General features: G+C 37.1%; 12 protein-coding genes. All 12 read left to right on the forward strand.

Annotation, left to right across the window (positions count from 1 at the left end; genetic code table 11):
* The first annotated feature begins 15 nt into the window (after positions 1 to 15).
* Entirely contained in the window at positions 16 to 1,380 is a 1,365-nt protein-coding gene (locus tag ACYVJM_RS20665) for an oligosaccharide flippase family protein (protein ID WP_461150130.1), read from the forward strand.
* Between the two features lie 11 nt (positions 1,381 to 1,391).
* Positions 1,392 to 2,285: a hypothetical protein gene (locus ACYVJM_RS20670; RefSeq protein WP_461150131.1), complete on the forward strand. Its 894-nt coding sequence runs from the start codon at positions 1,392 to 1,394 to the stop codon at positions 2,283 to 2,285.
* A 3-nt stretch (positions 2,286 to 2,288) separates the two neighbouring features.
* Entirely contained in the window at positions 2,289 to 3,395 is a 1,107-nt protein-coding gene (locus ACYVJM_RS20675) for a glycosyltransferase family 4 protein (protein WP_461150132.1), read from the forward strand.
* Between the two features lie 1,769 nt (positions 3,396 to 5,164).
* Complete coding sequence (locus ACYVJM_RS20680; RefSeq protein WP_461150133.1) at positions 5,165 to 5,920, forward strand: glycosyltransferase family 2 protein; 756 nt, start codon at positions 5,165 to 5,167, stop codon at positions 5,918 to 5,920.
* A gap of 52 nt (positions 5,921 to 5,972) precedes the next feature.
* Positions 5,973 to 6,815 carry a glycosyltransferase family 2 protein gene (locus ACYVJM_RS20685; RefSeq protein WP_461150134.1) on the forward strand — a complete coding sequence of 281 codons (843 nt, stop codon included), beginning with the start codon at positions 5,973 to 5,975 and terminating at the stop codon, positions 6,813 to 6,815.
* Between the two features lie 53 nt (positions 6,816 to 6,868).
* Positions 6,869 to 8,008, forward strand: coding sequence for a hypothetical protein (locus ACYVJM_RS20690; protein WP_461150135.1), 1,140 nt, complete (start codon positions 6,869 to 6,871; stop codon positions 8,006 to 8,008).
* A 132-nt stretch (positions 8,009 to 8,140) separates the two neighbouring features.
* A complete protein-coding gene (locus ACYVJM_RS20695; RefSeq protein WP_461150136.1) occupies positions 8,141 to 8,860 on the forward strand; it encodes a glycosyltransferase family 2 protein in 720 nt (239 codons plus the stop codon).
* A 14-nt stretch (positions 8,861 to 8,874) separates the two neighbouring features.
* On the forward strand, positions 8,875 to 9,780 hold the full coding sequence (locus ACYVJM_RS20700; protein WP_461150137.1) for a glycosyltransferase family 2 protein: 906 nt from the start codon (positions 8,875 to 8,877) through the stop codon (positions 9,778 to 9,780).
* Between the two features lie 294 nt (positions 9,781 to 10,074).
* On the forward strand, positions 10,075 to 11,763 hold the full coding sequence (locus tag ACYVJM_RS20705; RefSeq protein ID WP_461150138.1) for a beta strand repeat-containing protein: 1,689 nt from the start codon (positions 10,075 to 10,077) through the stop codon (positions 11,761 to 11,763).
* 1 nt (position 11,764) lies between these two features.
* Entirely contained in the window at positions 11,765 to 12,301 is a 537-nt protein-coding gene (locus ACYVJM_RS20710) for a T9SS type A sorting domain-containing protein (protein ID WP_461150139.1), read from the forward strand.
* A 223-nt stretch (positions 12,302 to 12,524) separates the two neighbouring features.
* Positions 12,525 to 14,021, forward strand: a complete 1,497-nt coding sequence (locus tag ACYVJM_RS20715; protein WP_461150140.1) for a capsule assembly Wzi family protein — start codon at positions 12,525 to 12,527, stop codon at positions 14,019 to 14,021.
* 180 nt (positions 14,022 to 14,201) lie between these two features.
* Positions 14,202 to 15,581 (forward strand): sugar transferase, encoded by a 1,380-nt coding sequence (locus tag ACYVJM_RS20720; protein ID WP_461150141.1) that lies wholly within the window; start codon positions 14,202 to 14,204, stop codon positions 15,579 to 15,581.
* The last annotated feature ends 18 nt before the right edge of the window (positions 15,582 to 15,599 follow it).

Consider the following 15,599-nt stretch of genomic DNA (forward strand, 5'->3'; position numbering starts at 1 on the left):
TGTATCAAAATTAATATGAAAACAATATCACTCTCTTATTTAAGAAGCCGAATCATAAATACTCACCCTCGAACCCGCAAAGCCCAACTGAATACCTTGTTAGGCCTGCTTGTTAAAGGAGGAGGTATGTTAATTTCATTATTATTAGTACCACTAACAATCGATTATCTTTCAAAAGAAACCTATGGTACCTGGTTAACTATCAGTTCGATTGTGACGATGTTAGTGTTTTTAGATATAGGTATAGGAAATGGTTTACGTAACAAGTTTTCAGAAGCCGTTGCTAATCAAGATGTAATGCTTGCTCGCACTTACATTAGTACTGCTTATGCCATCTTTAGTGTTATCCAGTTTGTATTCCTAACTATATTTCTTCTTGCATTACCTTATATTCCTTTACAGAAAATATTTAATACGCATATCGATCTAAAACAATTACAATTCATCGTTCTTGTAACAGTTGTTGCAATGGCAATGAAGTTAGTGCTTGATATTATTTCATATGTATTATTTGCTCTTCAGGAATCAAGCCGAGTTGGCTTGATAACATTTCTTTCTAATGCGCTTATTCTTGTTGGAACATATGGATTAATACATTTTTCGTCAGGCAATCTAATTTATATAGCTGTATTATCAGCCTTTAGTCCAATTATTGTATTACTGTTGAGCGGTATCTTATTATATAAGAACAAACTCAGCCAATATAAACCTGCTTTCCACCTAATTAACTGGTATTATGCAAAAAGCCTGTTATCCTTAGGTTATAAATTTTTTGTTATCCAGATAGCTGTAGTAGTCTTGTTCTATTCGGATAATCTTATTATCACCCATTTATTTGGCCCATCAGAAGTAACACCTTACAATGTTTCTTTTCGGTATTTTAATGCCATAACAACAATTTTCACTATTATCATTGCTCCTTACTGGTCAGCCTTTACAGAGGCATTTGTGAAAAAAGATAATGAATGGATAAAGAAGACGTACAATTCCTTACAGAAAATGTGGTTACTGTTCATAGTCGCAGTTTTTATGATGGTAATACTAGCAAAACCAATTTATGCTGTTTGGGTAGGTAACAGGATAGAGGTACCAACTACGCTCAATATGGCAATGGGATTAAGTGTACTAATTATCTGTTGGAATAATATCACTGTATCCGTTATAAATGGTTTAGGGAAAGTAAAACTACAGCTTATATGTTCCGTAATGGCTAGTATACTTAACATTCCTCTGGCTGTTTATTTAGGAAGAGAGTTGGGCCTTGGCACTACCGGCGTTATACTTTCTACCTGTTTATCTTTATTACCTGCAACTATTACAGGTACATTACAGGCCCGGAAATTAATTAACGGAAATGCTTATGGTATATGGGCCGCATAACCAGTGTAACTATGAAGTTTTTTGACAAGATTAAAGAATTAATGGCTCTTGTAAAGCGGATCAGGCGAGACAATGAAGAGCAACGGTTTATACTTGGTTCTTTGTTAGCCAAAAATATTGCACAGTCAAAGTCAATTCAAGAGGCTGAGTTTAAAGTTTTCTCTCAGTTTGGTGATGACGGAATTATCCAATTTTTAGTAAATAATATACGACCTGCTTCTACCAAATTTGTTGAATTTGGCGTTGAAAATTACGAAGAATCCAATACGCGATTTCTGTTAATGTTTAATAATTGGCAGGGGTTGATAATTGATGGATCAAATTCTAATATAGAATATATCAAGAATAGTTCTATTTACTGGCAATATGAACTGACAGCTGTAAATTCGTTTATTACTGCTGAAAATATCAATCATATTCTTGCTGAGAATGGTTTTAATGGAAACATAGGTCTTCTTAGTATAGACATAGATGGTAATGACTACTGGGTTTGGCAAGCCATAACCGTTACAGAGGCAGATATTGTTGTAGCTGAATACAATAGTTTGTTTGGGTGGGAACGAGCGATTACTGTCCCTTATAAGGCAGACTTTTTTAGAGGAGCAGCTCATTACTCTTATTTGTACTTCGGCGCTTCATTAGCTGCCCTTTGTGAACTTGCTGAAGCGAAGGGGTATGCATTTGTAGGTTGTAATCAGGCTGGAAACAACGCTTACTTTGTTAAAAAGCACTTAGTTGGGTCTTTACCCATACCCAGTATCGAAAAGGGCTATGTGGCTGCACGTTTCAGGGAAGGACGTGACAAGGATAAAAAGCTGACATTTGATAACGAAGCATCCAGGCTAAACACGATCAAAGGCTTACCCGTTTTTAATACTAGGACTGGACTGATGGAAACAATTTAAACGATGAATATCTTTTTTGATCATCAAACGTTCTCATTACAGTCATACGGCGGAATTTCACGCTATTATGCTGAATTGATTTCTGGTATTAACAGTACGATTAACGACCATGCGTACCTTCCACTAGTCTTTTCAAATAATACACATTTAAGTGAATGTGGTATACCCATAAGAGATCTATTCCCCGGTAAGGCTTTCTATAAAAAATCGCAGCTGATATATAAAGTTAACCAAGCATACACAATAGCTCAGCTTAAAAACAAAAAATTCGATATTTTTCATGCTACTTATTATGATTCGTATTTTGTTCCTTATTTAAAACGAAAACCTTTTGTGATAACTTTTCTGGATATGATCCATGAAAGGTTTGCTACTCAGTTCTCTGGGTTACCAGGTAATGATTTGGTTACTAAACAGAAACAATTAATTGCTAACCACGCTGATCGAATAATCGCAATTTCTGAAAGTACAAAACGTGATATTGTGGAAATACTAAATGTAGATCCAGCGAAGATTGATGTGATCTATCTGGGAAGTTCGTTGAAGCTGCTTGAGAGAGATAATAAAAGATTAAGTATTGATTCTCCCTATCTATTATTTGTAGGACGTAGAGAAAGGTACAAGAACTTTGAAGGGTTACTTAGTGCAATCTACCCATTATTGAAGAAATATAATTTAAAACTTTTATGCGCAGGGGGGGGAGAATTCACGCAAAAAGAGCGTCTGTTAATTCATTCGTATGGTGTAGATGCCTTAGTTGAGCAATGCCCAATAATAAATGATTCTACATTACAGGACCTTTATAGCCAAGCTACTGCTTTTCTTTTCCCAACTATGTATGAAGGTTTTGGAATTCCTGTTTTAGAGGCATTTGCTTGTAATTGCCCATGCATAGTGAGTAACCTCAGTTCACTACCTGAAGTGGCAGGAGATGCTGCATTGTACATCGATCCTTCCCGGCCAGAATCAATAGGATATGCCATTGAGCAAATTCTTCACAACTCAAATCTCCGGCAAATCTTAATTGAGAAGGGGAGACAACAGTTGAGCCATTTCTCATGGCAAAAAACTGTGAACGAGACATTATCGTTATACAATTCTTTAGTTTAAGTGTCAAACAACAGTCACTCTGGGCAAATATTATCAAGATAGCTGTTCTAATAATCAATCACCTCCAATAATTACCCAGTCTCAAGCACTGCTAGGATCAAGCCAAATAGTGTGGAAAGTATCAACCAACGATTCGGCAGTTGTTATATTCGGTCTAAAATATCCTGCCGTCGTGAGAGCCAAACCCCGAGCCACAAATAAAATAAATAGGCTAAGATAGCTAGGTTGTGTCGCTGCTCAATCCAGTTTAGATGGATATTAATATATTAGAATAAGTAAAGCAGGTCTATAACCCAGCCAAATAACTAACCAGAAAGCAGAGATAAAAATAACAACCTAAATCTTATCTTGCACGAATTCAGGTGTGAGGATGTCAATATTATAACGGCCAATCAGTAAGCCGTATAATCCCAAATGCTTTAATAATAATAATCTCGAAGCAATTGCAAACGGAACTCCAATTACTTAGAGTATCTACCTTATAGTAAGACCATGGTGAATCTTTAAGTGATAAATGCTTATCTACTAAGTAACCTAATATTGCAAAAAAAAGTATATTTTGAAAAATTTCATTGGCTGCACTATCCCAGGCATCGCTAACGCTTGGCTAATACTCTTTACACAAAAAGCATTTGCATTAATTTTCTATGATACGTTATCTGGAATGACTAAATCAAGACTAGGCTCATGTACTACTCATAGCATAGCGACAAATCTTGTCCAATTGACAAATGAATAATTTGATTTAAACCGGTTAGCACTTTGTGTTTGGATTTGTAGTACAATTATTAGATTCAAAAGACTTCAAGTTAAGCGTGCAATGCAATTTGCTTGCTACTCTTGTGATTAAATAGAAAACGAAAAATTAAGCAGATATTGCTGACTATCTAATAGGTTCTATTAAATATATATAAAATTGCTATGGGATGCTTAATCGTATAGTAAAATATAAATATCGTTACTTGTGCATTCAAATTTAATGAAGTTCAGATGAAAAATCATATATATAATAGTAATTAAAATTAAAGCAGCAAAATGCTATGAATATACTCTTAAGGAATTATAGTGTGTTTAGTAATTAGATAAAGCAGAATTATTGCAAATTATTACTGTTAAGTTTATTACTATGCTTTCAAGTCACAAGGCCTTCCATAGAGTTTACATAAAAATTGTAAACTATTATTCGTATTTCAACTTATTCAAACTACAAATAATAGTTGAGTCGCTGTTTAATATACAAGTGAAATCATGCGCAATCTGTATCTTAACTATTAAGCTTTAAAATGAGTAAAATATTATCGGCATTAAAAATACAAAATGTCATTTTAATTAATATTCGTTCCAGTGGTTGAGAGTGATCTAAAGCTAACCACAATATTCACTATGAGTGCATAAGTGTTAGTCTAAATAGGTTAAGACTAAACCAGCAAACAATGATTAATGATGAAATATACATCCCTTTTTCATTAGAGCTAGTTGTATGGATAAATTTATTTGTAGCCAATCAGTTCTGCTTTTGTATCGATGTATAAGTGAACAAATAAGTTAATAAATAGCTTTTGTTAACGTTATTTCTATTAACAGAACTAAGTGAGTCGCAGTATATTAAAGAATAGATAAACAGATAGTTCTTACTATGGTATATCTAACAGAAATTAGTGTGTTATCCATTTTATATATAATTTCGAAGCTAAATGTAAGTAATACTTACATTCAATAATTAAATCAATGAAATTGATGACGGTAGTCATCAATAAGAAAGTGTGGTTATGAAACTCCAGGGAAGTCCTTTAATATCTGTGATTACAGTTGTGTTTAATGCCAATTCAACTGTAGAGGCCTCTATGAAGAGCGTATTGAACCAGGATAAAGATCTTTTTGAATACCTGATCATTGATGGAGGTAGTACAGATGGAACATTGGATGTTATTCAGAAGTATGAAAAATACCTGACAGATTGGGTTAGCGAACCTGATAAGGGAATTTACGATGCTATGAACAAGGGGATCGATCGGGCTAAAGGTCAATGGATATACTTTTTAGGGGCGGATGATATGTTATGTGAAGGTATTCTGGCTAGAATAAAAAATTATTTAACATCTGGTGTAAAGGTGGTCTATGGAAATGTAAAATTTGATAATGGTCATATTATGCGTTCTCATATTGGTATAAGATGCTTATTCGAAAACAGGCTTCATCATCAAAGTGCTTTTTATCATCGAAGTTTGTTCAACAACTTTCGATATGATCAACACTTTCGAATATGTGCTGATTATGAACTAACCCTACGAATATACCTTCAGAAGCAACCTTTTTTATATATTCCTTATGAGATCGCCTTTTTTGCCTCTGGAGGAGCCAGTGATGAGTTAACAAGTAATGATATTAACCGTATAAGAGCAAAATACATTAATTATCCTCTAGTTAACTCAATAATGAGTTTAATGATTGATACATATTATTTCTATTTCAGAACGAAGTTGAAAGCCAAGAAGCATCTACAAAATGCACTAATCGGCAGGTGATTAATGGCATTTTAAAGATAATGAAATGGACGTTTCTAATAAGATTCCACTAATGACAAAAGAAAATGTAGCTGGTGTTGTCGTTTTATATAATAGCCCGAATTCCACGATTGATAATATTTTAACGTATATCGATCAGGTAAAAAAGCTTTATGTTGTTGATAATTCAAGCGTACCAAATGCAGAATTAGTAAAATCGCTGCAATTGTACAATAGTATACACTATCATTCATTAAACGGAAATAAAGGCATTGCAACGGCTTTAAACTGGGCTGCCAAACAAGCAATTAAAGATGACTTTTCTGCGCTTTTAACAATGGATGATGATACTCGGACACCTTCATCTATGGTTCAGGATATGCTTGATTTCTGGCTTAAGTACCCTGATCCAATCGGTATTATATCAGGGATACATCACAATAAACCTGTTGATGCACCCTTTAGAAAACTAGATTATACGTTAACTTCTGGTAATATATTAAACTTAGAAGCGTATAAAATGATAGGGCCCTTCAGGGATGATTTTTTTATAGACCATGTTGATCATGACTACGGATTACGCTTAAATCAAAATGGTTATAAAGTAATCGAACTACCCGGTATTCGATTGGAACATCAATTGGGAGATACGAATTTGTTAATAATTAGCGGATATACGATAGGTTCATATGGTAGTCACTCACCTACTCGATTATATTATTTCGCTCGCAATGGGATTTATATGGCATGTAAGTACTTTTTTAGCTATCCATCATTCTCTTGGATGGTGTTTAAAGAACTATTGAAAAGATGGGTCAAAGCTTTTTTAATGCAAAAGGATCAAAGGTTACGTACAAAAATGTTGTACAGAGGAATTTCAGATGGATTTAAGGGTAAATTAGGGGAGCTTGATTAAAACCAGCGAATTAGTATTTTGATCATGTAAAAATGCCTATAAGGTTTATAGATATGGATCCTATATTTGGAAATTATACTTTAAGAGTTAAAAAGTATAATTTAATTTTATTATTATATATCGTCTTGGCTACATTATGTTTTGTATTTGTAGCTTATGATGACATATATAATGCTACAGAGCAAGTATATACTTCATCATCATTGAGGTTTTATGCTGATCATCCTACCTATGTTAATGATTATAGAAACTATAAAGATAACTTATTACTATTTTTGGCTTTTAGACCAAACTATGTAGGCCCCTTTTTTGTAATTTGGCTTATAGGCGATAATTTGCTGAGAGTCTTTATTTTCAATATTTTTTGTTTAATATTGTCTATTAGAATTATCTTTCTTACTAAGTATTTTAAGGAAAATTTGTTCTTATTATTACTACTAATTAACCCTATTACCTTTCTATCACTGTTTTCAATAAATAAAGAAATACTTGCTCTACTCTCTATGAGTTTCTTTATATATTCTCTTATACAACCTAAATTTCCTTATATTTTTATTGGATTATTATTTAGCTTTTTGGCAAAAAAAGAATTGACCTTTTTTATTGTCATATTATACGGAATTTTTTACTTAATACCGCGCTGGAATCAATATAAATATTATATATATATCCTATTTATATCACTTATTTCGGTTGGTAGCTATTTCATAAATAAGAATTTTAATGCTATTAGTGAGTATGCAGTCGAAACGCAAACTGCTGTCACAAATGCAGGAAGTGGTGGAACGATTTTAGTTTTAAATGAACTACAAAATAGATATGGATACTTTTTAGTCATAATACCTAAAGTATTTTTAAACCTTTATGGAAGTGTACTATCTAGGACTGGTCAAATGATAGATTTCAAAGATGTGTATAACGATGTTGTTGTCTGGGGACAATCATTTTTATTTCTGTTCGTTCTGCCATTTAGCATATATATACAGTGGAAAAAGAGTAATCTCGTTGCTAGTAAGCTTTTCTTTTCATTCATTATATCATGTATCTTGTTCTCTTATATACCTGTTGTCCAAAATAGATATTTTTATAGCTCATATATAATACTTGTCGCATTAATTTCTATAAAAAAATCGAATTTTTGGGGAAATAAAAGCTCACAAAGTATTGGTATATCTTTAAAAGATCAGAAATAGAAATGATTAGTTTTTAAATTTGTTTTAATGAATTTGAAGTGTACCGTGTAAAATACGAAAGGTATAATATAGTATTTTATATAGTTTATTCATTTGTTAATGAAGTAGTAAGGTTTAACATAAATATTTGCTATGATGGTTAGTGTTTGTATGGCAACTTATAATGGTGAAAAATACATTGCCCGTCAGCTAGAATCTATTTTGTGTCAGTTAGATTCTTCTGATGAAATAATCATATCTGATGATAATTCAACGGATAGTACTTTATTAATAATTAAAATGATATCAGATGCTCGCATTAAAGTGTTTATTAATGAAGGAGTATCCGGTCCAATGGGCAATTTTGAACAGGCATTTTTGCGCGCTTCTGGTGATTATATTTTATTAGCAGATCAAGATGATTATTGGCTTCCTCAGAAAGTACATATATTGAGTAATATATTAAAGTATAATGATTTAGTGCTTTCAAACTGTCAAGTTGTTGATAAGCAAGGTACTATACTTTATCCGTCTTTCTTTACTTATAGGAAAAGTAAACCTGGATTTTGGCGAAATCTTTATAGAAACTCTTATATAGGTTGTTGCATGGCGTTTCGCCGTGAGGTGTTGAGCTACGCCTTACCTATCCCGCCAAAAGTGCATATGCATGATTGGTGGATTGGTTTACTAGCAGAAGCAAAAGGCAAAGTATGCTTTTACCCTCAACCGCTTATTCAATATGTCCGTCATGGAGAGAATGCCTCTCCAACTGGTGAAGTAGGTTACAATTTAACTAAGCGAATAGAAAATCGTTTAACTATGTTGTGGTACGTGACTAAACGTTTAGTAATTCAGTTTATTAAGAAATATTGATTAATGTAGCAAATATGGTTTCAGTAGTTATTCCTACGTACAATGCCGAAAATTACTTGCCTAGTTTGTTTGATAGTTTGCAAAGACAAACTCAAGCTCATGAACTAATTTGTATAGATTCAGAGTCAAATTATGCGACTCAAGCGTTATTGCAGAGGGAAGGGGTCAGGGTAGTACCCATTAAGAAAAATAAGTTTAATCATGGCACTACGCGTAATTTGGGAGTTGAACTATCTACTTATGACACAATTATTTTTTTAACCCAAGACGCTTTGCCCGCTTCACCCTATACTTTGCAAACTATTGTGGAGAACTTATATAGCCGAGACGACATTGCAATGGCTTATGGTAGACAGTTACCATATACTCATACAGGACCTTTTGGTAAACTTGCCCGTTATATAAATTATCCGGATAAAAGTATAATTAAAACAAGTGCATTGATTCCAGAGATGGGAATTCGTGCCTGTTCATGTTCCAATTCTTTTGCTGCATATCGAAAATCTGATTTATTAACGATTGGTGGTTTTCCAGAGAATATAATTTTAGGTGAAGATGTAACGGTTGCTGCACACTATATTCTGCATGGCAAAGCAGTATCTTACTGTGCTGAGGCTGAAGTGTTTCATTCGCATGACTACTCTTTGAGTGAAGAATTTAAACGATACTTTGATATAGGAGTTTTTCACAATGAGCAAAGAGATGTTTTAAAATATTTTAAGCAAACTGAATCTGAAGGTTTTAAATATTTTATTACAGAATTTAATTATTTGAAAGATAATAATTACTTACATTTAGTAATTCCACAAGTTGTCCGTACCTTAAGTAAATATATAGGTTACAAACTAGGTACAATGGACAGTATAATTCCGCTTGATATGAAGCGTAAATTAAGTATGCATAAATCTTACTGGATATAGATATATATAATATTATAGATAGTTCATTATCAAGGAGTTAATTATAGGATTGTATGTACTTATATTCAAACTGAAGAGGGGGTAATCCTTGTAATCTCCTATTCTTATGAATATAAGTAATAACACAAGCGTATTCAGACCTAACATACAGTTGTACAACTACTTTCTATGAATGTTTTCCACTTTTATTAATACAAAAGATTTATATAGTGAAAACAAAGTGTTTTTGGTGTTATTTTTGTTTAAAGTTGTCAAGAAAGGTCTAGTTAATTATTTCAATATAAATTAAATTCTATGAAATTCACTTTTACTGCATTGTTGCTGATACTTGTTTCGAAGAATATATTAGCACAAACGAATTATGTAGCAACAACTCCTTCTTCTACAACGCCTGGTTCAGATAATACGCTTGTTGGCATTGGAGCTGGTAATTTAAACATGAGTGGAGCAAGCAACCTTTTTATTGGGAAAGGAACAGGTACATTAAATATGGCCGGAACTCAAAATGTTTTTCTAGGTGCTTCTTCTGGAACTCAAAATTCGTCTGGGCAGCAAAATTCCTTCCTAGGTTTTAGTACAGGTTTCAATACTACCACTGGTAATAATAATACCTTTTTGGGAGCCAAAAGTGGTTATACTAATACTACTGGATATAATAACGTTTTTACTGGTGATAAATCCGGTTTTTTTAACTTAACAGGTTATAATAATGCCTTCTATGGCTCTGGAGCGGGATATGCAAATTCGCAAGGTAGTAACAATACTTTTTTGGGAGCAGACGCAGGTGGCGGTAACAATACGGGTTCGGAAAATGTATTTATAGGATCGTTATCTGGATCATCAAATGGTGCTGCTATACAAAATACATTTGTCGGCGTTAACACAGGGGTAAGTAACACAGGTCAATTTAACACCTTCATTGGCTACGGGTCAGGTCTTAACAATCAGACTGGAAGTAATAACGTGTTCGTTGGCTTTCAAGCTGGCAAAAATAATGTAACAGGTCTAGGTAATATGTTTCTTGGACAATTGGCAGGTGCAAGTAACAGTGCCGGAAACTATAACTTATTTATGGGTAATTCTTCTGGAGAATTAAATACTCTTGGAATAGGTAACACATTTATAGGAGATGGGGCAGGGCGTGGCAACATTACAGGTAACAAAAATGTGTATATAGGACAATACTCTGGATTTAGTGCGAATTCTCAAAGCTCAAGTAATGTTTTTATAGGATATGGGTCAGGAAGTGTTAGCACAGTCCTTAATAATGCTATTGCTATTGGTGCAGACGCTCAGGTTACCATCTCTAACGCTCTCGTACTGGGTAGTAATGTAAACGTGGGCATTGGAACATCGGCACCTGCTGCCAAATTAGAAGTCGTGTCCAGCACTACGGGTACATCCGGGCTACGCTTAACAAACCTTACCAGTGCGGTTAGTACAACAGCTACATCAAGTAAATTCCTGACAGTAAACGCAACTGGTGATGTAATTATAGCGACGGCCGCTGCGGGTAGTGGACGTGTAGCAGCTTCTGAAACCGACGCTTTGTGGTCTTTAGATGGGAAAAACCTTCAAAATACAAACGCGGGAGGGGTGATCATCGGGCCGGGGGTAGGGCAAACGCCGGCTGGATACCGCTTGTATGTAGCGGATGGTGTATTAACCGAAAAGGTGAAAGTAGCCGTTAAAAGCTCCAATGATTGGTCCGACCGGGTATTCGAGAAAGGATATTACCTCCGGGGCTTAAAAGAGGTTGAAGCGTATATTAATCGCGAAAAACATCTTCCCGGCATACCCTCAGCTGAGGAAGTGGTTAAAGAAGGTGTAGACGTCGGCAAAATGCAGGCTAAACTGCTCGAGAAGGTCGAAGAACTTACGCTGTATGTGATTGAATTGAAAAAGCAGAATGAGGCTTTAACACAGAAAAGTAAACAACTAGAGAATCGAGTAAATAAACTACAGTCAAAAGCACGCAAGTAATATGAGAGCGATACTAACATTGGCGGTATGCTGTTTATCCTTACTTACGTTTGCGCAGACTGTGCCTCAATCGCTGCGAATTCAGGTAAGTTACGATAAAGGCGGTCAACACCTGGAGCAGGCAGTAGAAACAATAGTGGCCGTCAACACAGTAGGCAAAGCGAGCGCTGTTGCCTACCAGGCAGGTCGCTCGATAACCCTGCTGCCCGGCTTTCAGGCTAACCAGGGTAGCTTATTCACCGCAGATATCAAGCCTGTCGTCAGCGCAGGTAACGAATTGTCGTTACAGGTAAAAGCTTACCCGAACCCTTTTGATGAGTCGACAATGATTGATTATTATTTGCCGGCAGATGGGAAAGTGACGATCGTAATTATAGATGCTCAGGGTAAAATTGTCAGTCAACTGGTAAAAGATGAAAATCAGTCGGTGGGCAAACATCAGATAGAATGGAATGCAGCGACCTTAAAAGCTGGAATGTATATACCCGTTATTGAGCATAATCAGAAGAAAGTAGTAGGGAGGCTGGTGAAGAAATAGGTTGCCGGTTTAATAAATCGTTCAAAAAGAGACCCGTTAATAGCAAACGGGTCTCTTTTTATGTACGCTTCATTAGTTTTGTGTTTCCATTCCGGTAAGAAATAGAAATCAATTCGTAGAAAGAGGTGCGTACAATCACCTTTAGGGCCCTTCTTTTCTACCTTATATCAATCGCTCGATGCCTATTTGTGAAAAGTCAAGACTGTTTAGCGTATTCTTTTTTTTGACGACTGTCTCCTTTGTCCGGGCACAGCCGGTTCGAACTCCAACACAGTATACTGCTGAACTTGGTACTTACCTTTCTTCATCGACGGAAACGCCTTTCTGGCTACGGGCGAACCAGTATGGTATTGTTCCTAATCAATCTCCCACGGCAACATTTCGGGTGGGCTTATATAGCGAGTACGATGCAAAACGCCAAAGTACGGGTCAGTGGCGTAGGTCGAAGTACGATGTTGGTTACGGCTTCAATGTTGTAGCAAACGCCAGTCAAAACCAACTGCCCTATGAGCGAAAGGTATTGTTGCCCGAAGCCTACGTGAAAGCAAGGCGGGGGATATGGGAATTGTATGTTGGGCGACGACGTGAAAAGTTCGGGCTGGCTGATTCAACGCTATCGACCGGCTCTTACGCCTGGTCGGGCAATGCCATGCCTATTCCCAAAATTCAAATTTCCATCCCAACATTTACACCTATCGGTTTTACAAAAGGCTGGGTGGCGGTGCAGGGATCGTTCGCGCATGGCTACATGGATGCCAATGGCTACATCAAAAATGCCATGATGCATCAAAAATCGCTGTATCTGCGCTTCGGTCGGGCGCAGGATGTGGTGCGGGTTTACGGAGGCTTGAATCATCAGGCTGTGTGGGGCGGAAAGATTGCAGATCCCGCTAATATTCCGCCGTCGATTCAGAGCGACGGGAAACTGCCATCCGGTTTTCGTAATTACCTGTACGTTGTATCAACCCTCTATCCCCGTCAGACAGATACAAGCCAGTATAACTACTTTGATTTGACCAACCGGGTTGGTAACCACCTCGGATCGATCGACATGGCCATAGAGTTCGATCTGGTTCGGCATACCTTATATATATACCGTCAGAATATTTATGAGGATGGCTCACTGTTTTACCTGATAAACATTGCCGATGGGCTCAACGGCCTACGTATTCGCCGAAATAACCCGAAAGCAATTATCCGTGATATTCTATTCGAGTTTTTAAACACGACCAGCCAGGGCGGGCCGGAGTTTATCATTGATGACCCAAACAAAAGGGGTAAAGACGATTATTTCAATCATCAACAGTTTCGTGATGGCTGGGCATATCGGCAGCATACAATAGGTACCCCTTTTATCCCGCCTGCGTTGGGGCCGCAAGACCAGTACCCGACAGGTACGTTTACGGCCAATAACCGGGTATATGTGTTTCATACCGGAATCGCCGGAAGTTTGCCTGGGCACGGACGGGCATTGGCCGGGCCGTTGTCGTACCAGCTTAAACTTTCGTTTAGTCGAAATCTGGGAACCTATAATAATCCTTTTCAAACGGTACGTGATCAGTTTTCGGGCTACGCCAGTGTGGTGGCTCCTTTGTCTATACTAGGCGGAATACAGCTCTCGGCCAGCGTTGCAACAGACGCAGGAACCCTGTATCAGAATAGTGTTGGCACGTACATCAGTTTACGAAAGGTGTGGCAAAGCAGGCCGTCGGAGAAGTGAGCTTAAAATAAGTAATGGCATTTTGGATTTTTTTAAGCTGGCATTTCGCCTTAATTTGCGACCCGGTGGATGAGCCGTAAGATAATATTCATGTCAACACATCAACTGTATGCTCTAATTTAGCGTAACATAGTAGTAAAAGCCCTTGGCCTAGAAGAGTTGAGAGTAAATTCAGTAAGTATGAGGCACCGGTATTCCATACTATTTTTTCCGCTTCATGTAATCGTTGATTTCCTGAGCCTGAATGTAGCCTTTGTTGGGGCATACATTCTTAAATTCCAGGCCGTCGAACCGGTTGCAGAGCCTCCCTATGCGTCTCTTTGGGTCATATTTAACTTAGTGTGGTTAATTGAAATACTAATTCTCAAGCCCTACATATTCCCCCGCCAACTCTTTAAGGCAGACCATCTAATAAAAAAATTATTAATTCTGATGGCTATTCATATGGCTGTCATTGCTATTTACTGGGTAGCGGTAAAAGGCTATTATTTTTCACGCGAACATCTGCTTATTACCTACTTGTTGTTCACCGGTCTGGCTGTTGTGTTTCGATTGGGCGGACTGGTCTTTTTAAAAGAATACCGGGCCAGAGGGTACAATAATCGTCGGTATGTAATTGTTGGCTATGGTAAACTAGCCGTATCGATCCAGCGGTTTTATGAAGCTCATCCCGAAATGGGATTCCGTTTTCATGGTTACTTCGATGAGCCATCAATTGAAAATCGGCATTTACTCAAGGGGAGTTATGACGACTTACCCGCCCATATTCAGTTGGAGGGAATTGATTGTGTATACTGCTGTATGCCCTACATTGATAATGGACGGTTAAAAACGATTGTTGAAGAAGCCGAGTCGGTCGATTATCAGGTAAAGTTATTGGTTGATTTTCGTGGGTTTATGGCGCGTGGCGCATCTGTTGAGTACCATGATTTTTTGCCGGTACTCAATGTGTCGTCGCAGATGCTGGCAAATTTTCAGGTAAATACGCTCAAACGGTTATTCGATATTTTGTTCTCATTGGCCGCGCTGGGCTTAGGTATGCCTATGTTGATCATTTTGGCTGCTATAACCAAGCTTACGTCGTCTGGCCCGATCTTTTATGCCCAGGAGCGTATTGGGCAGGGCGGTAAGCCATTTAAGATTTTTAAGTTCCGCAGCATGTATGTCGATTCGGAACGGTCGGGACCGGTGTTGTCGGGAGGCTTGCTCGATGATCGCATTACGCCCTGGGGGCGGTTTATGCGAAAAACCCGGCTCGACGAAATGCCTCAGTTTTACAATGTACTGATAGGGGATATGTCTGTAGTAGGCCCCCGGCCGGAACGCCAGTACTTCATTGATCAAATTGTTGAAATCGCCCCAGAGTACCGGTCTCTGCTAAAAGTAAAACCGGGGATCACGTCTATCGGACAAATTAAATATGGCTATGCAGCCAATATTGACGAAATGGTACAACGGTTGCGGTACGACCTGTTGTATCCCCGACGTCGCTCTTTTTTGTTTGATATGTGGATCATCGCCCAAACGCTTCGGGTAATGGCCCAGGGCCGTGGCAAATAATGGCTACTGTTCGATCAG

This window comes from Spirosoma pulveris, assembly GCF_054781875.1.

Excerpts from the sequence above, each read along its gene's own strand:
- ACYVJM_RS20665 (WP_461150130.1), top strand. The coding sequence starts at position 16 with ATGAAAACAATATCACTCTCTTATTTAAGAAGCCGAATCATAAATACT.
- ACYVJM_RS20670 (WP_461150131.1), top strand. The coding sequence starts at position 1,392 with ATGAAGTTTTTTGACAAGATTAAAGAATTAATGGCTCTTGTAAAGCGG.
- ACYVJM_RS20675 (WP_461150132.1), top strand. The coding sequence starts at position 2,289 with ATGAATATCTTTTTTGATCATCAAACGTTCTCATTACAGTCATACGGC.
- ACYVJM_RS20680 (WP_461150133.1), top strand. The coding sequence starts at position 5,165 with ATGAAACTCCAGGGAAGTCCTTTAATATCTGTGATTACAGTTGTGTTT.
- ACYVJM_RS20685 (WP_461150134.1), top strand. The coding sequence starts at position 5,973 with ATGACAAAAGAAAATGTAGCTGGTGTTGTCGTTTTATATAATAGCCCG.
- ACYVJM_RS20690 (WP_461150135.1), top strand. The coding sequence starts at position 6,869 with ATGGATCCTATATTTGGAAATTATACTTTAAGAGTTAAAAAGTATAAT.
- ACYVJM_RS20695 (WP_461150136.1), top strand. The coding sequence starts at position 8,141 with ATGATGGTTAGTGTTTGTATGGCAACTTATAATGGTGAAAAATACATT.
- ACYVJM_RS20700 (WP_461150137.1), top strand. The coding sequence starts at position 8,875 with ATGGTTTCAGTAGTTATTCCTACGTACAATGCCGAAAATTACTTGCCT.
- ACYVJM_RS20705 (WP_461150138.1), top strand. The coding sequence starts at position 10,075 with ATGAAATTCACTTTTACTGCATTGTTGCTGATACTTGTTTCGAAGAAT.
- ACYVJM_RS20710 (WP_461150139.1), top strand. The coding sequence starts at position 11,765 with ATGAGAGCGATACTAACATTGGCGGTATGCTGTTTATCCTTACTTACG.
- ACYVJM_RS20720 (WP_461150141.1), top strand. The coding sequence starts at position 14,202 with ATGAGGCACCGGTATTCCATACTATTTTTTCCGCTTCATGTAATCGTT.